General features: G+C 73.0%; 17 protein-coding genes and 1 pseudogene. 10 read left to right on the top strand and 8 right to left on the bottom strand.

The genetic code is table 11. From position 1 onward, the window contains the following. The first annotated feature begins 179 nt into the window (after positions 1-179). The 3 genes from ACZ5WC_RS15630 to ACZ5WC_RS15620 all read left to right on the top strand — a co-directional run bounded on the left by ACZ5WC_RS15630 (position 180) and on the right by ACZ5WC_RS15620 (position 5,872). A complete protein-coding gene (locus ACZ5WC_RS15630; RefSeq protein ID WP_468541290.1) occupies positions 180-3,686 on the top strand; it encodes a DNA polymerase III subunit alpha in 3,507 nt (1,168 codons plus the stop codon). After that, the gene (locus ACZ5WC_RS15625; RefSeq protein ID WP_468541289.1) at positions 3,683-4,693 is read left to right on the top strand and encodes a DNA polymerase Y family protein; all 1,011 of its coding nucleotides are present in this window, start codon (positions 3,683-3,685) and stop codon (positions 4,691-4,693) included. Before ACZ5WC_RS15630 ends, ACZ5WC_RS15625 begins: the two co-directional genes overlap by 4 nt. 285 nt (positions 4,694-4,978) lie before the next feature. After that, the gene (locus tag ACZ5WC_RS15620; protein ID WP_468541288.1) at positions 4,979-5,872 is read left to right on the top strand and encodes an esterase/lipase family protein; all 894 of its coding nucleotides are present in this window, start codon (positions 4,979-4,981) and stop codon (positions 5,870-5,872) included. Positions 5,873-6,040: 168 nt separating this feature from the next. Here the strand turns inward: ACZ5WC_RS15620 and ACZ5WC_RS15615 are convergent, their stop codons facing one another. Continuing rightward, complete coding sequence (locus tag ACZ5WC_RS15615) at positions 6,041-7,138, bottom strand: lytic polysaccharide monooxygenase auxiliary activity family 9 protein (protein ID WP_468541287.1); 1,098 nt, start codon at positions 7,136-7,138, stop codon at positions 6,041-6,043. 151 nt (positions 7,139-7,289) lie between these two features. Between ACZ5WC_RS15615 and ACZ5WC_RS15610 the strand changes: the two are divergent. Both ACZ5WC_RS15610 and ACZ5WC_RS15605 read left to right on the top strand, forming a co-directional pair. Further along, positions 7,290-8,240: pseudogene (locus tag ACZ5WC_RS15610) on the top strand (tripartite tricarboxylate transporter permease); the annotation flags it as partial. Between the two features lie 13 nt (positions 8,241-8,253). Next, complete coding sequence (locus tag ACZ5WC_RS15605) at positions 8,254-9,747, top strand: methyltransferase domain-containing protein (RefSeq protein WP_468541286.1); 1,494 nt, start codon at positions 8,254-8,256, stop codon at positions 9,745-9,747. A 269-nt stretch (positions 9,748-10,016) separates the two neighbouring features. On the opposite strand, the gene ACZ5WC_RS15600 is transcribed toward ACZ5WC_RS15605, so the two are convergent. After that, positions 10,017-10,538, bottom strand: a complete 522-nt coding sequence (locus tag ACZ5WC_RS15600) for a ribonuclease FAU-1 family protein (RefSeq protein WP_468541285.1) — start codon at positions 10,536-10,538, stop codon at positions 10,017-10,019. Further along, the gene (locus tag ACZ5WC_RS15595) at positions 10,519-11,439 is read right to left on the bottom strand and encodes a GNAT family N-acetyltransferase (protein WP_468541284.1); all 921 of its coding nucleotides are present in this window, start codon (positions 11,437-11,439) and stop codon (positions 10,519-10,521) included. The genes ACZ5WC_RS15600 and ACZ5WC_RS15595 overlap by 20 nt, the downstream gene beginning before the upstream one ends. Positions 11,440-11,548: 109 nt before the next feature. Here ACZ5WC_RS15595 and ACZ5WC_RS15590 point away from each other — a divergent pair, with 109 nt between their 5' ends. Further along, positions 11,549-11,923: a GntR family transcriptional regulator gene (locus ACZ5WC_RS15590; protein ID WP_468541343.1), complete on the top strand. Its 375-nt coding sequence runs from the start codon at positions 11,549-11,551 to the stop codon at positions 11,921-11,923. Between the two features lie 89 nt (positions 11,924-12,012). On the opposite strand, the gene ACZ5WC_RS15585 is transcribed toward ACZ5WC_RS15590, so the two are convergent. Next, positions 12,013-13,110, bottom strand: a complete 1,098-nt coding sequence (locus ACZ5WC_RS15585; RefSeq protein WP_468541283.1) for a DUF5925 domain-containing protein — start codon at positions 13,108-13,110, stop codon at positions 12,013-12,015. A 219-nt stretch (positions 13,111-13,329) separates the two neighbouring features. Between ACZ5WC_RS15585 and ACZ5WC_RS15580 the strand changes: the two genes are divergently transcribed. Continuing rightward, positions 13,330-14,133 (top strand): SGNH/GDSL hydrolase family protein, encoded by an 804-nt coding sequence (locus ACZ5WC_RS15580; RefSeq protein ID WP_468541282.1) that lies wholly within the window; start codon positions 13,330-13,332, stop codon positions 14,131-14,133. 263 nt (positions 14,134-14,396) lie between these two features. After that, positions 14,397-14,660 (top strand): hypothetical protein, encoded by a 264-nt coding sequence (locus ACZ5WC_RS15575; RefSeq protein ID WP_468541281.1) that lies wholly within the window; start codon positions 14,397-14,399, stop codon positions 14,658-14,660. A gap of 47 nt (positions 14,661-14,707) precedes the next feature. On the opposite strand, the gene ACZ5WC_RS15570 is transcribed toward ACZ5WC_RS15575, so the two are convergent. The 4 genes from ACZ5WC_RS15570 to hmgA form a co-directional block, all read right to left on the bottom strand. Continuing rightward, the gene (locus ACZ5WC_RS15570) at positions 14,708-15,904 is read right to left on the bottom strand and encodes a CaiB/BaiF CoA transferase family protein (protein WP_468541280.1); all 1,197 of its coding nucleotides are present in this window, start codon (positions 15,902-15,904) and stop codon (positions 14,708-14,710) included. 71 nt (positions 15,905-15,975) lie between these two features. Then, positions 15,976-17,163 carry a type ISP restriction/modification enzyme gene (locus tag ACZ5WC_RS15565; protein WP_468541342.1) on the bottom strand — a complete coding sequence of 396 codons (1,188 nt, stop codon included), beginning with the start codon at positions 17,161-17,163 and terminating at the stop codon, positions 15,976-15,978. A 300-nt stretch (positions 17,164-17,463) separates the two neighbouring features. Then, positions 17,464-18,270, bottom strand: a complete 807-nt coding sequence (locus tag ACZ5WC_RS15560) for a GntR family transcriptional regulator (RefSeq protein WP_468541279.1) — start codon at positions 18,268-18,270, stop codon at positions 17,464-17,466. Positions 18,271-18,326: 56 nt separating this feature from the next. Continuing rightward, a complete protein-coding gene (gene hmgA, locus ACZ5WC_RS15555) occupies positions 18,327-19,646 on the bottom strand; it encodes a homogentisate 1,2-dioxygenase (RefSeq protein WP_468541278.1) in 1,320 nt (439 codons plus the stop codon). Between the two features lie 182 nt (positions 19,647-19,828). Here hmgA and ACZ5WC_RS15550 point away from each other — a divergent pair, with 182 nt between their 5' ends. Both ACZ5WC_RS15550 and ACZ5WC_RS15545 read left to right on the top strand, forming a co-directional pair. Continuing rightward, positions 19,829-20,449 (top strand): TetR/AcrR family transcriptional regulator, encoded by a 621-nt coding sequence (locus ACZ5WC_RS15550; RefSeq protein WP_468541341.1) that lies wholly within the window; start codon positions 19,829-19,831, stop codon positions 20,447-20,449. A gap of 245 nt (positions 20,450-20,694) precedes the next feature. Continuing rightward, positions 20,695-21,276, top strand: a complete 582-nt coding sequence (locus ACZ5WC_RS15545) for a helix-turn-helix domain-containing protein (RefSeq protein WP_468541277.1) — start codon at positions 20,695-20,697, stop codon at positions 21,274-21,276. Positions 21,277-21,434: the final 158 nt, after the last annotated feature.

Here is a 21,434-nt window from a genome sequence, read left to right as displayed (position 1 = left end):
GCGCAGGCGGGGCGGGGCTGAATGGCGGAAGAGGTGGATCGGGGGAGGGGGAAACGGGGGTGGCGGGGCGGCGTGGTGCGACCCACATTGATTATCGTACGAATGTTCGAAGCTTGGTCTATGGTGGAGAGCAGGGGGTGGTGAGTGGCAGAACGGTCGTAGCGGTCAAGGAGGTGCGGATGTCCGGGTTCACGCATCTGCACACCGTTTCGGGGTTCTCCCTGCGGTACGGGGCCTCGCACCCCGAGCGGCTCGTCGAGCGTGCCGCCGAACGGGGGATGGACGCCCTCGCGCTGACCGACCGCGACACCCTCGCGGGGGCGGTCCGCTTCGCCAAGGCCTGCCGGGAGAAGGGGACCGGCGTCCGGCCGCTCTTCGGGGCGGACCTCGCGGTGGAGCCGTACGCGAAGGGGCCGGGCCGGGCCGTGCGCCCGCGCACCCCGGTGCGCGGGGGTGCCTTTGTCGATGAATCCGCGCCCCGGGTCACCTTCCTCGCCCGGGACGGCGCACGCGGCTGGTCCGGGCTGTGCCGTCTCGTCACCGCCGCCCATGCGCGGAGCACGGGCGGTACGGACGACGGTGCCGCGGGCCCGCCCCTCGTCGCCCGGGCCGCACTGCCCGCCGACGGGCTGACCGTACTGCTCGGGCCCGCCTCCGAAGTGGGCCGGGCGCTCGCCGCCGGACGCCCCGACCGGGCCGCCGCGCTGCTCGCGCCCTGGCGGGAGAGGTACGGCGACGACCTGCGCCTCGAAGCCGTCCACCACGGCCGCGCGGGCGCCGGCCCCGGATCGCTGCGGCTGGCCGCCCGTACCCTCGGCTTCGCCGCCGAACAGGGCGTACGGGCCGTGCTGACCAACGCCGTCCGGTACGCCGACCCGGGGCAGGGGCCCATCGCCGACGTCCTCGACTCCGCCCGCGGGCTCGTCCCCCTCGACCCGCGCCGCTCGCCCCTGGACAGCGGTGAGCGCTGGCTCAAGGGCGAGGGCGCCATGCGGGAGACCGCCGAGCGGATCGCCTCGGCCGCCGGGCTCGGGCAGGGCGCGGCGGCTCGGCTGCTGGCGGATACCCGGCACACCGCCGAGGCCTGCCGCGTCGACCCCGCCGCCGACCTCGGGCTGGGCGGCATCCACTTCCCCGAGCCGCACCTGGTGGGCGCCGGCCGGCGTACCGCCCAGCGGGTGCTGACCTCCCGGGCCGCCGCCGGGATGGTGCGGCGCGGCTACGACCGTGACCGCGCCTACTGGGAGCGGATGCGCGAGGAGCTGGACATCATCGCCCACCACGGCTTCGCCACCTACTTCCTGACGGTGGCCCAGGTGGTCGACGACGTACGGGAGATGGGTATCCGGGTCGCCGCGCGCGGCTCCGGAGCGGGGTCCCTGGTCAACCACCTCCTCGGTATCGCCCACGCCGACCCGGTCGAGCACGGACTGCTGATGGAGCGCTTCCTGTCCAAGCGCCGCTTCGTGCTGCCCGACATCGACATCGACGTCGAGTCGGCCCGCCGCCTCGACGTCTACCGCCGGATCATCGGACGCTTCGGACCCGAGCGCGTCGCCACCGTGGCCATGCCCGAGACCTACCGGGTGCGCCACGCCATCCGGGACGTCGGGGCGGCGCTCTCCATGGACCCGGCCGAGACCGACCGGCTCGCCAAGGCCTTCCCGCACATCCGCGCCCGCGACGCCCGCGCCGCGATGGAGGAGCTGCCCGAGCTGAAGGAGGTCGCACGGAACCAGGAGAAGTACGGGCGGCTGTGGGAGCTGGTGGAGGGGCTCGACGCACTGCCGCGCGGAATCGCCATGCACCCGTGCGGGGTGCTGCTCTCGGACGCCGGGCTGATGGACCGTACGCCGGTCATGCCCACCAGCGGCGAGGGCTTCCCGATGGCGCAGTTCGACAAGGAGGACGTGGAGGACCTGGGGCTGCTCAAACTCGATGTGCTGGGCGTACGGATGCAGTCGGCGATGGCGCACGCCGTCGCGGAGCTGAAACGCGCCTCGGGCACGGACCTGGACCTGGACGCCGTACCGCCGGGCGACCCGGAGACGTACCGGCTGATCCGCACCGCCGAGACGCTGGGCTGCTTCCAGATCGAGTCGCCGGGCCAGCGAGACCTGGTCGCCAGGCTCCAGCCCGCCACCTTCCACGACCTGGTCGTCGACATCTCGCTGTTCCGGCCCGGGCCGGTCGCGGCCGACATGGTGCGGCCGTTCATCGAGGCCCGGCACGGCCGCGCGCCGGTCCGCTATCCCCACCGTGACCTGGCGGAAGCACTGAGCGGCACCTACGGCGTGGTCGTCTTCCACGAGCAGATCATCGAGATCGTCAACATCATGACCGGCTGCGGCCGGGGTGAGGCCGACCGGGTGCGGCGCGGGCTCTCCCACCCCGAGTCGCAGGAGCTGATCAGGGAGTGGTTCCCCCGGCGTGCGGCGGCCATGGGGTACGACGACGAGGTGATCGCCCGCACCTGGAAGATCATCGAGGCGTTCGGCAGCTACGGCTTCGCCAAGGCGCACGCCGTCGCGTTCGCCGTGCCGACGTACCAGTCGGCCTGGCTCAAGGCGCACCACCCGGCCGCCTTCTACGCCGGTCTGCTCACGCACGACCCCGGGATGTACCCGAAGCGGCTGCTGCTCGCGGACGCCCGGCGGCGCGGGGTGCCGGTGCTGCCACTGGACGTGAACCGTTCGGCGGTCGCCCACCGAATCGAACTGGTGTCTGATGAGGGGGGTCGGAAGGGAGTCTGGGGGCTGCGGCTCGCGCTCTCGGACGTCCACGGCATCAGCGAGGCCGAGGCCGCCCGGATCGAGGAGGGGCAGCCCTACGCCTCGCTGCTGGACTTCTGGCAGCGCGCTCGCCCGGGCCGCCCGGTCGCCGAACGGCTCGCGCAGGTGGGCGCGTTGGACGCCTTCGGCGCCAACCGCCGCGACCTGTTGCTGCACCTCTCCGAGCTGCACCGGGCCCACCGGAGCTCCGGCTCCGGTGCCGGCGGGGACCAGCTTCCGCTGGGGGAGGGGCACCGCACGGGCTCCGTCGGGCTGCCCGACCTCAACGAGGCGGAGCGGCTGAGCGCCGAACTCGGGGTGCTGAGCATGGATGTCTCACGCCACCTGATGGGGGACCACCAGGCCTTCCTGAAGGAGCTGGGCGTGGTCTCCGCCAAACGGCTGCGCGAGGCCCGGCACGGGGAGACCGTGCTGGTCGCGGGGGCCAAGGTGGCCACCCAGACGCCGCCGATGCGCTCCGGCCGCCGGGTCGTCTTCACCACCCTGGACGACGGCACCGGCCTGGTCGACCTGGCGTTCTTCGAGGACAGTCACGCCGCCTGCGCCCACACGGTCTTCCACTCCTGGCTGCTGCTGGTGCGCGGGGTGGTGCAGCGGCGCGGCGCGCGCAGCCTGAGCGTGGTGGGGGCGGCCGCCTGGAACCTCGCGGATCTGGCCGAACTCCGGCGCACCGGAGGGCTCGACGCGGTGGCGGCCCGGCTGGCGGAGGGCCCGGAAGAGGGAGCCGGGGAGGGCGCCGAGGGGGAGGCCGGGGAAGGGGCCTCCGGGCCCGGACGTCGTATACGGATGGAGACCGGCTATGAGATGAACCCCTGGGCCGACCTCCAGCCACCCGGCGAAGGGGCGCCCACCGGAAGGAAGTTGTGGCACCAGTCGCAGGGGAGCGCGGGATGAACGGCAGTGGGGCGGAAGGCCCGTGCGTCCTCTCCCTGCGGTTCCGCAGGACCACCGGCGGGCCCCCTGGCAGTGCCGACTACGCCGGTCTGCTCGCCCTGCTCGGCGCGCTCACCCCGGTCGTCGAGGCCGCCCCGCCCGACGGGGCGCTCGCCGATGTGAGCGGCGCACTGCGCTACTTCGGGCGGGACGCGCGGGGCCTGGCCTCGCTGATCCGGGTCCGGGCGCTCGCCCTGCACGGCGTGGACTGTGCGATCGGGGCGGGGGGCAACCCCCTCGTGGCCCGGACGGCCGCCCGGCGGGCCGCGCCCGGGGTCACCTTCGTGGTGGACCGGGGTGAGGAGGCGGCGTTCCTCGCGCCGCTCCCGGCCGTCGCCCTGGACGGTGTCGGGGCAGCCACGGCGCGCGCCCTGTGCGGATACGGGCTCGACTCCGTCGGCCGGATCGCCGCCGCACCCCTGGCCACGCTCCAGCGCATCATCGGCGTACGCACCGGGCGCGAGGTGTGGGAACGGGCGCGGGGCATCGACCGTACGCGGGTCGTTCCGAACGCGGCTGCCCGCTCGATCGCCGCCGAACGCTCCTTCCCGTGCGACGAACTGGCCCCCGAGCGGCACCGCCGCGCGCTTCTCTCGCTCACCGAGGAACTGGGGGCGCGGTTGCGGGGCGAGGGGCGGGTGTGCGGGTCGCTCGCGGTCTCGGTGCGGTTCGCGGACCGGACCGGCTACGCGACCCTGACCCGGAGCCGGACGCTGCGGGAGCCCACCGCGCACTCGGCCGCGCTCACCGCGCTCGCCTACCGCATCCACGAGTCCTTCGGGCTCCAGCGGGCCCGGGTGCGGGGGATCGCGCTGCGCGCGGAGGGGCTGGCCGATGCCGGACGCGCCTCCCGTCAGCTCACCTTCGACCCGGCGGACGAGCGGACGCGCCGGATCGAGGAGGTGGCGGACCGGCTGCGGGAGAGGTTCGGGCCCGGCGCGGTGAAACCGGCGGGACTCGCGGCCTGAGCGACGGGGTTGAGCTGACACGCGGGGCGTCCGGCGCTTCAGGGCCGGACACCCGTGACCCGGTCTCGGTCTCCGGACACCCATGACCTGATCTGCGGACGTCCACTACTCCATCTGCGGACGTCCACTACTCGATGTGCGGTGACACCGCGCCAGTTTTTACCGACGCGTAACTTCCCTCCCCACCTTACTCGTGCGTAATTTGGCATGAGCACACCGAGCTTGTGGTCCGGGCCACAGGGCGCACCGCCATCGCACTCCCTTGAGCCGCAAGGAGACCACACGATGCTGCCCTGGATCCGTGCTGCGCGCGTTCCCCGCGTGCGCAGCTCTCTCGCAGCCCTGCTACTCGCCCTCACCGTTCTCGTCGCCCCCACCGCGACCGCGAGCGCGGCCACCCCCACCGCCGCGACGGCCACTTCCCGTGGCTGGAACGACTACTCCTGCAAGCCCTCCGCCGCCCATCCCCGCCCGGTCGTCCTGGTCCACGGAACCTTCGGGAACTCCATCGACAACTGGCTGTTCCTCGCCCCCTACCTGGTCAACCGGGGCTACTGCGTCTTCTCCCTCGACTACGGCCAGCTCCCCGGCGTGCCGTTCTTCCACGGTCTGGGACCCATCGACAAGTCCGCCGAACAGCTCGACGTGTTCGTCGACAAGGTGCTCGACGCCACCGGAGCCCCGAAGGCCGATCTCGTCGGCCACTCCCAGGGCGGCATGATGCCGAACTACTACCTGAAGTTCCTCGGAGGCGCCGACAAGGTCAACGCCCTCGTCGGCATCGCCCCGGACAACCACGGCACCACGCTGCTCGGCCTGACCAAGCTGCTGCCGTTCTTCCCCGGCGTCGAGAAGTTCATCAGCGAGAAGACCCCCGGACTCGCCGACCAGATCGCGGGATCGCCCTTCATCACCAAGCTCACGGCGGGCGGCGACACCGTCCCCGGCGTCCGCTACACCGTCATCGCGACCAAGTACGACCAGGTCGTGACCCCGTACCGCACGCAGTACCTGGACGGCCCGAACGTACGCAACGTCCTCCTCCAGGACCTGTGCCCGCTCGACCTGTCCGAGCACGTGGCGATCGGCACCATCGACCGCATCGCCTTCCATGAAGTGGCCAACGCCCTGGACCCGGCCCGTGCCACCCCGACCACCTGCGCCTCGGTGATCGGCTGACCCGCGGGCCCCGACGACGCGTTACGGCACATCGCGACACGACAACGGGCCGGGGCCCGCCGTCCGGTGGGGCGGACGGCGGGCCCCGGCCCGTCACGTCCTGCCGCGCCCGACGTCCCGGAGGGACGCGGCAGGGGTACGGAAGGCCGCTGCGGCGGTCGGTGCCGGTCAGCGACTGTGGCGGCCCGTCGACGCGGCGGCCCGGCGGCGCTGCGAGGCGAACAGCACGGCCGCACCGGCGGCGAGCACCCCAGCGCCCCCGATGGCGAGGTAGGTGCTGCTGCCGGAGCCACCGGTCTCGGCGAGCACCTCGTCCTTGCTCGCGGTGTTGACCTCGGGAGCGTTGCCCTCGCCCGAGCTGTCGGCCTTGTCCTCGTCCTTGTCCTGGTCCCTGTCCTTGTCCGAAGGGGAGGCCGGAGCGGCGGTGTTGACCTTCGCCCCGGTGTTCGCGTCGTCGTCGCCGTGCCCGTTGTGCTCGACGGAGGACTTCTCGGCGCCCTCGGCGATCGCGTCCTCGGAGGGCGCGGAGGGCGCGGAGGGGGCCGGAGCCGGGGCCTGGGCACCGGAGTCACCGCCCTGCAACCCTTCCTCCTTCTCCGCCCCGCCGTCCTGCGTGCCGCTGCCGGCCGGACCGCCGCCGAACGTCACGTCGGAGCAGGTGTAGAACGCCTCGGGGGAGTCGGAGCGCTGCCACACCGTGTAGATCAGCTGCCGCCCCGCGCGCTCGGGGATCGTCCCGTCGAAGACGTACGAACCGTTCTCCAGCACCGGGTCGGTGGCCTCCGCGAAGGGCTTCGCCTCCAGGTCCGACCAGGCCAGCGGCTTCGTCGGGTCATAGCCGGGCTTGGTCATGTACAGCTCGAACGAGCCCTTGTGCGGGGCCGTCGCGCGGAACCGGAACGTGTGCTTGCCCGCCGACATCGCGGTGGTCGGCCAGTCGGCACGCGGCAGGTCGAGCCCCTTGAACTTGTCGTTGGCCGCGCTGCACAGCTTGCCGTCCGGGATCAGCTCGCGGTGCTTGCCCGCCGCGTTGGCGATGTTCACCCCGTTCCAGTCGTACAGCGCCTGTGTACCGCCCGCCGCGACGGCAGCCCGGCACGCCGCCGACTTCGGGTTCTCCGGACCCTCCGCGAAGCACGCGGACACCCGGCTCACCGGATCGGTCAGCGAACCGTGCGCGACGGCCGGGGCGGCGGCCAGCCCGGCCAGCGCGATCGGGGCGAAACCGAGGGCGAGAATCCCGGTGGCCTTGCGACGAGCGGTCATGGGTGGATCTCCTTCTGGAACGGCACGGCTGCGGGGGTGGGCGATCAGCAAGCTAGCCGCTCGAAACGCCGAAAACGCCTGCTGGGGCGGGGTGATGGCGATCCTTATGCTCCCTTTAAGGCGAGGCTAAGAGGGCGCTCAGGAAGTCCCGTCGCGCCAACTCGCCGACGGCGTGGACGTGGTGATCGTCGCGGTGGGCCTCTTCGCGATCGGTGAGGCCCTCTGGGGCGCCGCCCACCTGCGCCGCTCCACCGGGAGGCCCATACCCGTCGGCCGCGCCTGGCTCGGCCGCACCGATCTGAAACGGACCTGGAAGCCCTGGTCGTGCGGGCCGGTCATCGGCTCCACCTTCGGCGCCGTCCCGGCGGGCGGCGCGGAGATCCCCACCTTCCTCAGTTACGTCACCGAGAAGCGGCTCTCCAAGCACCGCGACCAGTTCGGCAAGGGTGCCATCGAAGGCGTCGCCGGACCGGAGGCCGCCGCCTCCGCATCCGCCGCCGGAACCCTCGCGGCCATGCTCACCCTCGGGCTGCCCACCACCACCGCCGTCGCCGCCGTGATGCTGGCCGCCTTCCAGCAGTACGGAATCCAGCCGGGCCCTCTTCTCTTCGAACGCGAACCGGAGCTGGTCCGGGGGCTCATCGCCTCCCTGTTCGTCGGCATGGTGCTGCCGCTCGCCCTCGACCTGCCGCTCGCCCCCGTCCGGGCGAAACTCCTGCGAATCCCGCGCCCCTACCTGTACGCGGGCATCCTCTCCTTCGCCGCCGTCGGCGCGTACGCGGTCGGTGGCGAGTCCCTCGACCTGGTGGTCCTCCTGGTCATCGGGCTGATCGGGTTCGGGATGCGGCGCTACGGACTGCCGGTGCTGCCCGCCGTCATCGGGGTGATCCTCGGCCCGGCCGCCGAACAGCAGCTGCGCCGCGCACTCCAGATCAGCGACGGCAGCGCGACCGGCCTGGTCAACACCCCCTCCCCCTTCCCCGTCACGGTCTACGCGATCGTGGCGCTGATCGTGGCCTGGCCGCTGGTCCACCGGCTGGTCGTCAGAAGGCGCGGCGGCCGGAAAACGGCCGAGAACTCCCGCACTGTCAGTGGTGGCTGAGAGCATCGACACCATGACCACGATCGACTGGGACGCGGCGGCCGGATCCTTCGACGAGGAGCCCGACCACGGGCTCCTCGACCCCGCCGTGCGCGACGCCTGGGCCGGGCGGCTGGAGAGCTGGCTGCCCGCTGTCCGCGGCGATGTGCTGGACCTGGGGTGCGGCACCGGCAGTCTCTCCCTGCTCGCCGCGGGCCAGGGCCACCGCGTCACCGCCGTCGACCGCTCACCCCGGATGGCGGACCGGGCCCGGGCCAAGCTCGCCGGGACCGGAGCCGAGGTGCTGGTCGGGGACGCGGCCCGGCCCCCGGTCGGGGAGCGCGCGTTCGATGTCGTCGTGGCCCGCCATGTCGTCTGGCTGCTGCCCGATCCGGCGGCGGCCCTGGAGCACTGGTTCGGTCTGCTGAAGCCGGGCGGGCGGCTGGTCCTCGTCGAAGGGGTGTGGGGCGGGGTGGGGCTGTCCGCCACCACTCTGACCCGTCTCCTCTCCGCGCACACCGAGCGCGTCCACCACGAGGACCTCGCCGCCGACGCGCGGCTGTGGGGCAGGAAGGTCGATGACGAGCGCTATGCCCTGGTGGCCCGCGCGATGCCCCCGCACCGGCACACCGAGGTCGTCGACGTCCACCTCATCCTGCGCCGGGGCCCCGACGTGCTGCTCGCCCGCCGCTCCGACACGGGGTATGCGGACGGCCTGTTGCACATGCCCTCGGGCCACGCGGAGGACGGCGAGGACGTCCGCGAGGCGATGATCCGGGAAGCCGCCGAGGAGATCGGCCTCGATCTGGACCCCGACGAGCTGAAGGTGGCGCTCGTGATGCAGCACCGGGGCCCCGGCGGCGGCGCCCGCATGGGCTGGTTCTTCGTCGCGGAGTACGACCCGGAGCGCCCACCGCGCAACGCCGAGCCGGAGAAGTGCTCCGAGCTGGTCTGGTCCCCGCTGGCCGCCCTGCCGGACGACATGGTCGCCTACTGCCGGGCGGGCCTCGACGGCTACCGGGCGGGGGAGCACTTCATGATCCACTGGCACCAGGACGGGGACCCCGTCGCGTACGAACCGGGCGGCGCCAGCCGGGGCGTCCCGCTGCCCGCCGCCGGGGAGGTCACCGGGCGCGTGCACCACATCGAGCTGTGGGTGGCGGACCTGGCGGGGGCGGAGCGCAGCTGGGGCTGGCTGCTGGGCCGCCTCGGCCATGTCCCGTACCAGCGCTGGGCACACGGCCGAAGCTGGCGGCGCGGCGAGACCTATGTCGTGGTCGAGCAGTCACCCGACCTCGCCGCCGACGGCCACGACCGCCGCCGCCCCGGCCTCAACCACCTGGCGTTCCATGTCGCGGACCGGGCTGCCCTCGACGCGCTGACGGCCGAGGCCCCTGAGCACGGCTGGCGCCTGCTGTTCCCCGACCGCCATCCGTTCGCGGGCGGTGAGACCCACTGCGCCGCCTATCTGGAGGACCCGGCAGGATACGAGGTGGAGTTGGTCGCCGGCTTCCGTCCCCGCCCTTGACCGGCGCGCCTCCCCGTGGTGTTCACCAGCTGATCCCGGCCGCCACCGGCAGTCGGCCGCTCCCGGTGGCGGGCAGCCCCGCGAGCCCGCCGGCTTCACACCCCCAGCTGAGAGGTGAGGCCGTCGAACGCACGGTCCTCCAGGTGCCGTTGAGGTCGCCGAGCAGTGCCCCCCGTTCACCGCGGTGCGCAGGGCCCGGGTCGGTTCCGGCGTCCGTCACGTGAGCGTGGAACTGCCCGCGGCCCCTCCGTACACCGGCGGGTGAGGGCTCAGGAGAGGAGACAGGCCAGCCCCTCGGTCCGGGCCAGGCGTTCCAGCTCGTCCAGGGCTGAGGCCGCCGCCCCGGCCGCAGCCGGGTCGCGACCGGCCAGGCCGCTCGCCTCGAACTCGTCCTCGTCGAGCCGGAGTACGGACGAGCCGTCCGCCGACACCCACAGGTCAAGGTCCAGATCCTCGACCTCCAGCACCCCGTCGGCCAGGACGGCGGGCCGGGTGATGTCGCAGTACCAGCCCTTGAGCCCGCCGTCGCCGCCCCGGACCTCCTTCACCGCGAACCACCGGTCACGCCAGTAGTGCTCGGTGAGGACATCGCCCGGCTCGAACCGGACGAAGCCGAAGTCCCGCACCCCGGGCGCGGCCCACGGGGCCCGTACGGTGATACGGACGCCGTCGTCGCGGACCAGCTCCGCCGGATACCTGATCTTGGTGCGGCCCGCCTTGGTCAGGGCGACGACCACGTCCCGTGCGCCGGCCGTGCGGGGCGCGCCGGGCTCAGGGGAGGGTGCGGACATGCCGGACCTCCGTGGCGCAGACCGTGTAGCCGAACCACTCGTTGATGGCCAGCATCGGCCCGTTGCCCGCGTCGTTGGAGGTGTACGCGTCCGTGTACCCGGCGGCCCGCGCCCGGTGCAGCGAGTCGTTCTTCGCGAGCTTCGCCAGGCCCCGCCCCCGGAAGTCCCGCAGGGTGCCGGTCATGGCGCTCAGATAGGTCCGCGCCCCGTCGGTGGTGGCCGCGCTGAACGCCGCCACCTTCCCGTCCACCAGCGCCACCGAGGTCAGCTCCTGGTCGAAGGCCGGGTGCCGCCAGATGTTCGTCAGCCAGTCCTCGTAGTCGTCCAGTTCGACGGGGATGTCACCCGGCTCGTCCGCCGTCGCCTCGACGTCCGCTTCGAACAGCGGCCGGGGATCGTCGGTGAAGTCGGCGCCCGTCCTCAGCTCGACGCCCGCCGGGACCTCCTGGCGCGGCGGCAGGGAACCGCCCGCCAGGTCCAGACGCTGGAAGTGGGCGGAGCGCTTGGGCAGATAGCCCCGGTCACGGGCGAAGCCCAGGCTCTCCGGGTTGTCCAGGACCCACGCGTACACCACCGTGGCCCCGGCCTGTGCCAGGTGCTCCTCCGCCGTGGTCAGCAGCAGCGAGCCCGCGCCGCGGCCGGTGCGACCGGGGAGTGTGTGCGGGGTGACGAACCCCTGCCCCGGTTCCGGGCTGTCGTGGCTGATGCCCGCCTGCGCCGTACCGATGATCTCACCGTCCTCCTCGGCGACCAGCAGCCGGTAGTGCCGGTCCGGATGGGCGTGAGCCTGGTCGTGGAGTACCTGCTCGGGGGTGGCCACCATGTAAGGGACCGAAGCCCGGCGGACACGGGTCCACTCCTCGGCGTCGGACGGCCGGAAATCGCGCACGATCACAGTCATGCGGGGGACGGTAGGTGCAGCCGGGCCCCGGGCGCCTCTCCTTTTTCGTCGGTGACGGGGAATCGGCTTTCCGCCGGTGGGGGAGAATCGGCCCGTGACTGAGAAGCCCGTGACTGCGAAGATCGTCCTGGACCCGGACTCCGGCATCGCCCCGTACGAGCAACTGCGCAACCAGCTCTCCGAACTGGCCCGCTCCGGAGCCCTGCCCGTCGGCCACCGCCTCCCGACCGTACGCGGCTTCGCCGAGGAGCTGGGCCTCGCCGCCAACACGGTGGCCAAGGCCTACCGCGCCCTGGAGGCGGACGGCGTGATCGAGACCCGGGGCCGTAACGGGACCTTCGTCGCCGCCGCCGGGGGAGCGGCGGAGCAGCGGGCCGCGACCGCCGCGCAGAGTTACGCGGAGACCGCCGAGCGGCTCGGCCTCACCCGGGAACAGGCCCTGGCGCTCGCCCGGGACGCGGTGCGGGCCGCGTACGGGGGCTGATCCGTAGTACGGGGACTGATCCGCAGCTGTAGCTGTAGCCGCGGTCGTCCCGCCCCGCCCGGCAGGGGGCGTACGTCAACCGCCAGCAGTTACAAGTACAGCCCCGCGTCCGCCCCCGCGTCCTGCTTCGGCACCGACGCGGGGCCGATGCCCCGGCGCAGCGCGTACAGCTCGGCGAGCGTGTTGCCCTCCCGGCTCACGCCCTCCTCCGTGCCCAGCCAGGCCGACGACTCCTGGCGGGTCAGCCCGCCGACCTCGATCCGGGCCAGACACCGGCCCGGCCGGACGACCGCCGGGTGCAGCCGCTCCAGGTCCTCGTTGGTGGTGACCCCCACCAGAACGTTCCGCCCCTGGCCCAGCAGACCGTCCGTCAGGTTCAGCAGCCGGGACAGGGCCTGGCCCGCCGTGTGCCTGGCCTCGCCGCGGATCAGCTCGTCGCAGTCCTCCAGGAGCAGCAGCCGCCACCGGCCGCCCTTCGCCGAGCCGTCGTCCTCGCCGATCGCGATGTCCATCAGATAGCCGACGTCGTTGAACAGCCGCTCGGGGTCCAGCACGCAGTCGACCTGGCACCAGTCGCGCCAGGAGCGGGCCAGGGTGCGCAGGGCGGAGGTCTTGCCGGTGCCGGGCGGGCCGTGCAACAGGAGCAGCCGCCCCGCGATGTCGTCCGGGGTCACCTTCATCAGCCGGTCCATGGCGTCGGCCACCGGCGCGGTGTAGTTGGGGCGCACCTCGTCCCAGCTCCCGGCGGTGATCCGGCGGGTGGTGCGGTACGGGCCGCGGCGCGGGGAGACGTACCAGAAGCCCATGGTCACGTTGTCGGGCTGGGGCTCCGGATCGTCCTGCGCCCCTTCCGTGGCCTCGCCGAGAATCCGCTCCGCAAGCTCCGCGCTGGTCGCGGTGACGGTGACGTCAGCGCCGCGGTTCCACCGGGAGGCCAGCAGGGTCCAGCCCTCGCCCTCGGCGAGCGTGGCGCTGCGGTCGTCGTCGCGGGCGGCCCGCAACACCGTGGCGTGCGGGGGCAGCAGGGTCGCCCCGGCCTTGACCCGGTCGAGGGACGAGCTGTGCGCGTACGGCTGCTCGCCCGTCGCGAAGCGGCCGAGGAAGAGCGCGTCGACGACGTCGGACGGTGAATCGCTGTCGTCGACGGTGAGCCGGATCGGCAGAGCGGATTCGGGGGAGGCAGGCATGGCGTCCATGATCCGGCACGGGGGCAGCCCGTGCACCCGGGTTTCCCCAGGAAGCGCGGCGGGACCTGACGGGAGCTCACCGGGGCCCGAGGGCGCACCGGGTGAACTCACGGGGGCGGACGGAAGCACTCCGGATCTATTTTTGGCATGGACACTTCCAGTGTGGTCGGGGTGCTGCTACTACGGAGTAGGCAGATACCCCCTGCTCAAGGAGGTCCCATGAAAATGTCCAGACTCGTGGCGTTCTCGTCCTCTCTCCTGCTCGGTGCGGTCCTCGCCCTGACCGGTGCGGGGATCGCGCACGCCGACGCGTCCGTCAAGGCCGTCGACTACGTCGCGCTCGGCGACTCGTACTCCTCCGGCGTCGGAGCCGGCAGTTACGACGGCTCCAGCTGCAAGCGCAGCTCCCGCGCCTACCCCGCCCTCTGGGCAGCCGCCAACTCCCCCGCCTCGTTCCACTTCACCGCCTGCTCGGGTGCCCGGACCAACGACGTCACGAGCGGGCAGCTCGGACCGCTGAACGCCTCGACCGACCTCGTGTCGATCTCCGTCGGCGGCAACGACGCGGGCTTCGCCGACGTCATGACGACCTGTGTCCTGCAGTCCGAGGCGGCCTGTCTCGACCGGATCGCCACCGCCCGCGCCTACGTCGACTCGACCCTGCCCGGACGGCTCGACTCCGTGTACGCGGCGATCCGCACCAAGGCCCCCTCGGCCCAGGTCGTCGTCCTCGGCTACCCCCGCTTCTACCGGCTCGGCGGCAGCTGCCTCGCCGGTCTGAGCGAGAAGGAGCGCGCGGCCATCAACGGCGCGTCCGACCACCTCAACACGGCCACCGCCAAGCGCGCGGCTGACCACGGCTTCACCTTCGGCGATGTCCGCCCCACCTTCACCGGACACGAGATCTGCTCGGGCAACTCCTGGCTGCACAGCGTGAACTGGCTCAACATCGGTGAGTCCTACCACCCCACCGCCGCCGGACAGTCGGGCGGCTATCTCCCGGTCCTCAAGTCCGCTCTCTGACGCACGCGTTCCGCCACCCGCCGTCCCCCACGCGGGAGTCCTCGCCGGTCGAGGCCTCCCGCTCCACGGTCGAGCGGCGGGCAACCCAAGGGGCAAACCCGCCGAACTGTCCCAAGTCGCCCTGGAATCGCGCGCATTCGGTAACGGCCCGTCAACCTCCGTATATGTGTGCGCAATCCTGTGGCCGGGATACACGGGTGTCACTGAGGGACGATAGGGTTAACCTGCCCGGACCGGGTGCCCTTGTACGGGTGGGGAGTGACATGGAACAGATAACGATGCGGAGCAGGGCGCGTGTACCTGCCATTACCTGCGGAAGCGGTGCGACCAGTACGCGCCTCGACCGCCATCTGGCGGTGCTCGGCGGCCCCGTCGTCCCGCAGCGCGAGTCGGCGGAAGCGACGCTGCTGATGCGCGAGCTGACCTCGCGTGACGTCGCGCACACCCGCAGGAGCAGGAGCGCCCGCGTCTCGCTCTTCGCGCCCCTGCGGCGACTGCGGCGTTCGCTCTTCGGCAGCCGCCGCTGACCCACGCGCGTCAACGCCCTCCGGACCGGCCCGCCGCTCGGGTCGGCTCAGGCGATCACTCCGTCCCGGCGCAGCACCGATGCCTGTTCGTCCGTCATCCCCAGGGCCCGCAGCAGCGCATCGGTGTGTTCACCCAGCGCCGGTACGGACCCCATCCGCGCCTCCTCGCTCCCCGGTAGCGTGATCGGCGGCAGGAGCGCCCGCAACGGCCCCACCGGCGACCCCACCTCCCGCCACCGGTCCCGCGCCGCGAGCTGCGGATGCGCCGCCACGTCGGCCACCGTGTTCAGCCGGGCGCAGGCGATGCCCGCCGCCTCAAGCCCGGCCAGCGCCTCCCGCCCCGTCAGCTTCGCCAGCGCCCCGGCCACCGCCTCATCGGTCCGTTCGCGGTGGGCGGTGCGTGCCGCGTTCGTAGCGAAGTCCGGGTCCTCGGCCAGCTCGGGCCGCCCGAGCACCTGTTCCGCCAGCCGCCGCCACTCCCGGTCGTTCTGCACGGAGAGCAGCACCTGCTCGCCGTCCGCCGTGGCATAGGCGTCGTACGGGGCGATCACCGAGTGCGCCAGCCCCGTGCGCTCCGGGGGCGTCGAGCCGTGCATCCCCTGGTGCAGCGGATGCCCCATCCACTCGGCCAGCGCGTCCAGCATGGACACCTCCACCGGCCCGCCCCGCCCGGTGCTCGCCCGCCGCAGCAGCGCCGCCAGCACCCCCGAGAACGCGTACATGGCCGCCGCGATGTCCGCCGCCGGAACGCCCGCCTTCACCGGCTGCCCGGCGGTCCCGGTCACCGAGACCAGGCCCGCCTCGCACTGCACGAGCATGTCGTAGGCCCGCTTGTGCGCGTACGGTCCGTCCGCCCCGTAACCGGAGATGTCGACCGCCACCAGGCGCGGGTGCCCGGCGCAGAGGGACGCGGCGTCGAGGCCGAGCCGGGCGGCCGCCCCCTGCGCCAGGTTCTGGACGAACACATCGGCCCCGGCGATCAGTTCACGCACCACAGCCAGTCCGCGCGGGTCCTTCAGGTCGACGGCCAGGGACTCCTTTCCCCGGTTGCACCAGACGAAGTGCGAGGCGAGACCGCGTGCCGCCGTGTCGTAGCCGCGCGCGAAGTCGCCGCCGTCCGGGCGCTCCACCTTGATGACCCTGGCTCCGAGGTCGGCGAGCTGCCGGGTGGCGAAGGGGGCGGCGACGGCCTGCTCGACGGCGACCACGGTGAGGCCTTCGAGGGGGAGGGGCTGAATGCTCATGGCCCGTGCTTACCCTGCCGACCGGCCCTTTCGCCACCCCCGGCCGGCTCTCGCACCGGGGTCCCGCGCCCTCACAGCAGCGCGAACTGTCCCTCCGGCCCCTCCTCCTGGTGCCCCAGGACCGAGGCGGGGCGCCGTGCGGAGGCCGGCACCGGCAGCACCCCGGCCGCCCGCAGCTCGTCCCGGGAGATCAACGGCACCCCCTCCAGCCGGGACCGCAATGCCTCCCGCCGGGGGCGCAGACCGTCCAGGAGCGTCAGTACGGAGACGAGCTCCAGCAGCTCCGAGGTCCACTCCCGGGTCCACCCGCGCGCGCCGACCGCCGCCAGTCCCTCCGCGCCCTCGGCCGCCGTGCCTGCCGCTGCCGCCGCCCGGCGGGCGAACCAGAGCTCCAGCACCCGTACGCCGCTCACCGTGAACTCCCAGGCCCCCGCCGCCACCGGCGAGATCCGGCCATCGCCGACGATCAGGGCCTCGGCCTCCGCGTCGTACGCGATCTCCGTCGGCCGGGCCGGGAGCGCCGCCCGTACATAGGGCCTGCGCCCGCCCGGCAGCCGGGGGCGTTCCCCGTCCCGGGCGCCGCGCAGCTGGATGCGTGTCAGCTTCCGGCCCAGCTCCACTCCTTGTGCCCACACCTCGGCGTCGGCGGGCAGCGGGACCCGGCAGCCGGAGGGTGAGGGCCGGGCGGCGGCCAGGGTCCAGGACAGTACGGCCTCGGGGGTGATCTCCGGCCCCAGCCGGGCGCGCACCACGTCCAGCAGGCCCGGTGCCAGATTGGGGTCGGTGGCGCCGGGCCGCCGGTACAGCGGCCTGATCCGGCCCGGCCGCCCGGCGGGGGAGTGGCCGTCGGGGAGGAGATGGCTCACGGACAGGGGGAGGGACCCGGCGGACCGGGGCACGTAACCGTGTTCGACCGCGAAGAGCTGCTGCCCGTCGGCGACCCGCCACAGCTCCGGGCGGGCCGCGTCGATCAGCCGGTGGTCCGGGAGCAGCCACTGCTCGTCGAACGGGCCGTGCAGGATCCGTATGGGACCGGGGCAGTCGCCCGGCTCACGGGCGAAGCGGCCCGTCCCGGTGGACTGCCCGGGCAGCGCGGCGACCGATGTGTGCGGCGTACGGGCACGGGTGGGGCCGAACAGCCGCTCCTGCTCGGCGCCCTCGGCGGCGGCCAGCCGCTCCCAGCGGGCCCGGAGCGCGGCGGGGTCGGGGCCGCCGACCCAGGAGCGGCCGGTCCTCAGCGGACGCACCGACCACGGCATCAGTTCGTCCAGCGGTACGAACGCGTCGAGCGGCGAAGAGGCGTCCTGCGGTGAGGAGCCCTCCTGTGGTGAGGAGCCCTCCTGTGGTGAGGGAGCGTCCTGCGGTGAGGAGTCTTCCTGCGGAGAGGAGGCGTTCGGAGGTGAGGAAGCATCCCGTGGTGGGGGAGCGTCCGGCGGCGAGGACTCCAAGTCCCTGCCGGATCCGGCCGCCGCCGTCCTGCGCGCTGCCACCGAGCCGTCCTCCCCTGTCCGCGTGACCCTCGCGCATCGTAGCGGCGGGGGCGGGCACACGGGATCGGGTCAGTGCGCCTCCACCGTCACGGAGAACGAGAAGCGGTCGCCCCGGTAGCGGATGCGGGCCACGTCGACGACGCGCCCCTCCTCGTCGTACGTCACGCCCGTGTAGTGCAGGATCGGGCTGAGCAGTGGGACGTGGAGCAGTTCGGCGGTGACCGGGTCGGCGAGGCGGGCCTCCACCGTGTCGGTGATCCGGGAGATCTTCACCCCGACGACATCGCGCAGGACCTTGGTCATCGGCCAGCGTTCCAGGTCGGTGACGTCGATCCGGGCGGCGACGTCGGGACGTACCGCGTTCTCCGCCCAGTTGGTCGGCTCGTCGCTCTCGCCGTCGCGGCGCAGCCGCCGGTAGCTGACCACCTCGCCGCAGTCCGGGAAGAACTCCGCGAGGTCGCCCGGCACCGGTACCGCCCCGTGGCCGAGAACCGTCGTCGCCTCCCCGGACTGCTGGGCGACGATCGCGTCGACCGAGCCCAGCAGCCGCACCGGCGAGACCCGGCGGGCGCGCGGCTCGATGAACGTACCGCGCCGCCGGTGCCGGCTGATCAGCCCCTCGGTCTCCAGCTCCTTCAGTGCCTGGCGCATCGTGAGCACGCTGACGCCGTAGTGCGCGGCGAGCTGCTCCTCGGTGGGCAGCCGGGCGGAGGCGTCCTGCGGGCGGCCCAGTATCGAGGCCCGCAGCGACTGCGAGACCTGATACCAGAGCGGCAGCTTCCGGTTCAGTACGAGGGAGTCGGGGGCGAAGGCGGGCGGGTGGCGTGGCTGGTCCGCGCCGCTGTCCGCCCCGGCCTGCTCATGGCTCTCGGTCATGTCCGTCCCCGTCACGTCCCGTCCTGTACCGCCCCTGCGTGCCCTTCCGGTACCGCCTACGGCCGGAAGTTGCGGCTCAGACCCTGCCACACGTCGTCGTAGCCGCGTTGCAGGTGGTCGGCGGTGGCCGCCTGGGCGGTCGCCGTGACCGGCCAGCGGGTCTCGAACATGAAGGCCAGACCGTCGTCGATCTTCTGCGGCTTCAGCTCCGCCGCGCTCGCCCGGTCGAAGGTCTCCCGGTCCGGGCCGTGGGCCGACATCATGTTGTGCAGGGAGCCGCCGCCGGGGACGAAGCCGTCGGCCTTCGCGTCGTACGCCCCCTCGATCAGGCCCATGTACTCGCTCATCACGTTCCGGTGGAAGTACGGCGGCCGGAAGGTGTCCTCGCCGACCAGCCAGCGCGGGGCGAAGACGACGAAGTCCACCCCGGCGAGCCCCGGGGTGTCGGACGGCGAGGTCAGGACCGTGAAGATCGACGGGTCGGGGTGGTCGTAGCTGATCGTGCCGATCACGTTGAACCGGCGCAGGTCGTAGACGTACGGGGTGTAGTTGCCGTGCCAGGCGACGACATCGAGCGGCGAGTGGTCGTACGTTGCCGACCAGAGGTTCCCGCAGAACTTGTTCACCACCTCCACCGGGCGGTCGTCGTCCTCGTACGCGGCGACGGGGGAGAGGAAGTCCCGGGCGTTCGCCAGGCCGTTGGCCCCGATCGGGCCGAGGTCGGGCAGCGCGAACGGGCGGCCGTAGTTCTCGCAGACGTAACCGCGCGCGGTCTCCTCCAGCAGCTCCACCCGGAAGCGGACGCCGCGCGGGATCAGCGCGATGTGGCCCGGTTCGGCGCGCAGCAGGCCCAGTTCGGTGCGCAGCAGCAGTCCGCCGCGTTCGGGAACGATCAGCAGCTCGCCGTCGGAGTCGCTGAACACCCGGTCCGTCATGGAGGAGTTGGCGTGGTAGAGGTGGATCGCCATCCCGCCGCGCTGGGTGACGTCCCCGTTGCCGCCCAGCGTCCAGAGCCCGCTGAGGAAGTCCGTGCCGGGCGCGGGGTCGGGCAGCGGGTTCCAGCGGAGCCGGTTCGGGTCGGGCACCGACTCGGTGAAGGGCGCCGAGCGCAGCCCGCCGTTGTCGATGCGGGCGAAGGCCGGGTGCGCGGCGGAGGGGCGGACCCGGTAGAGCCAGGAACGGAGGTTGTGGGCGCGCGGCTCGGTGAAGGCGGAGCCGCTCAGCTGCTCCGCGTACAGCCCGAGCGGGGCGCGCTGGGGGGAGTTGCGGCCGTGCGGCAACGCCCCGGGGACCGCCTCCGAGCTGTGCTCATTGCCGAATCCGGAGGAGTAGGTCAGCTCCTCGGCCGTCTTCCTCGCCTGCTCGATCGCGCTCATCCCGCACTCCTGGTGCCCAAGAAGCCCTCGGATCCGCCGGACAACGAATCCTATGCTTTACCGTAGGAATAGGAGTGGGGGTACGTCAACGGCATACGGCACGCGGTGGGCCGTTCGTGGTGGGTGCCGGCTTCCCCGGAGGGGTGCCGCCGCTGTCCGGCGGGCGCGGGGGCCACGGCATCATGGAGCCCGTGCCCCATGCGAACCCGAACCTCCGCCGCGCTCCCGTGCAGCAGCGCAGCGCCGACCGCCTGGCCCGGATACTCGACGCCTGTGCCGCACTCCTGGACGAGACCGGCTACGAGCAGCTCACGACGCGTGCTGTCGCCGAGCGCGCCGAAGTGCCGATCGGCTCCGTCTACCGGTTCTTCTCCAACAAGCGCGCCCTCGTCGACGCCCTCGCGCTGCGCAACCTGGACAGTTACGCCGAGCGCATCGCCGCCCGGCTCGCCGCCCTCCCCGCCGACGACTGGCGCGAGGCCATCGACGCGGTACTGGACGAGTACCTGGCGATGAAGCGGACCGTTCCCGGGTTCGCCCTGGTCGACTTCGGGCCGCCGTTCCCGGCCGAGGACGCGTCGGACGACGCCAACCGGCGCCTGGCGGACCGGCTCGCCGGGCTGCTCGCCGGGCATCTCGGCCGCCACCCCGAGGAGGGTCTGTCCCGGGCGATCCTGGTCAGCGTCGAAGCGGCCGACGCCCTGCTCCAGCTCGCCTTCCGTACGGACCCGCCGGGCGACGTGGCCATCGTCGCCGAGACCCGGACGCTCGTCAGGGCGTACCTCGCGCAGACGCTGGACTGAGCGGAGCGCGCAGGCGTGCGGGCCCGGAAGGGCGATGTGGGCGAGCAGGGCGCCCATGACGGCGGCGGCTGCCCGCATGGACTGCGGCCGGTGGCCGGGGAAGGACTGCTGGGCCGGCAACGCCCTGCTCGGCGCGCGGCAAGGGTGCGGTGATGGGCGGGAGAACGGGGGCGTGGGCCCGGGCGGCACGACCATCTGCACGCGAAGCCGACCCGGCCTTGCGTCCAGGGCATACGCTGTCGCTCATGACGCAAGAGAGCGGAGAGCTGGACAGCCTCGTACGCAGACGCATCCGCGCGCTCCGGGTCGCGCAGGGCTTGTCGCTGGAGGAACTGGCCACCCGTGCCCACCTCAGCCAGTCGTCGCTGAGCCGCATCGAGAACGGTCAGCGGCGCCTCGCCCTCGACCAGCTGGTCACCCTCGCCCGCGCCCTGGACACCACGCTGGACCAGCTCGTGGAGACCGCCACCGACGACGTCGTCACCAGCCCGACGATCGACAGCGTCCACGGCCGGATGCGCTGGACCCTGAAGGCGGACCCCGGCATGAGCGTGGTGCGCCAGCGGCTGACCGACCCCCCGCCCGACAATCCCGCCCGCATGCGCGCCCATCCGGGGCGCGAATGGCTCGTCGTGCTGTCCGGCACCGCCATCCTCATGCTCGGCCGGCGCCGCTTCCGCGTCGAGACCAACCAGGCCGCCGAGTTCCCCACGATGATGCCGCACGCGATCGGCGCCGAGGGCGGGCCCTGCGAGATCCTGGGCCTCTTCGACCGGGATGCCCGCCGTTGCCACCAGCGTGACGACGGCGGCGATGCTCCCGAATGAGGGCGCTGGCCCACATGGCGGCCTCCGGGGCGGTCACCTCTTGTCCTGCGCCGCGCTTCATGTCCTGCACCGCGCTTCTGTTTTGCGCGTCAGGCAGCATCCGCCGCCATCGGCTTGCGGAAACGGCAAGATGTTACGCCCCTGGCGCATAGCGGTCC

It is taken from the genome of Streptomyces sp. NPDC033165, assembly GCF_055577965.1.
This window is presented reverse-complemented; position numbering and strand designations above follow the sequence as displayed.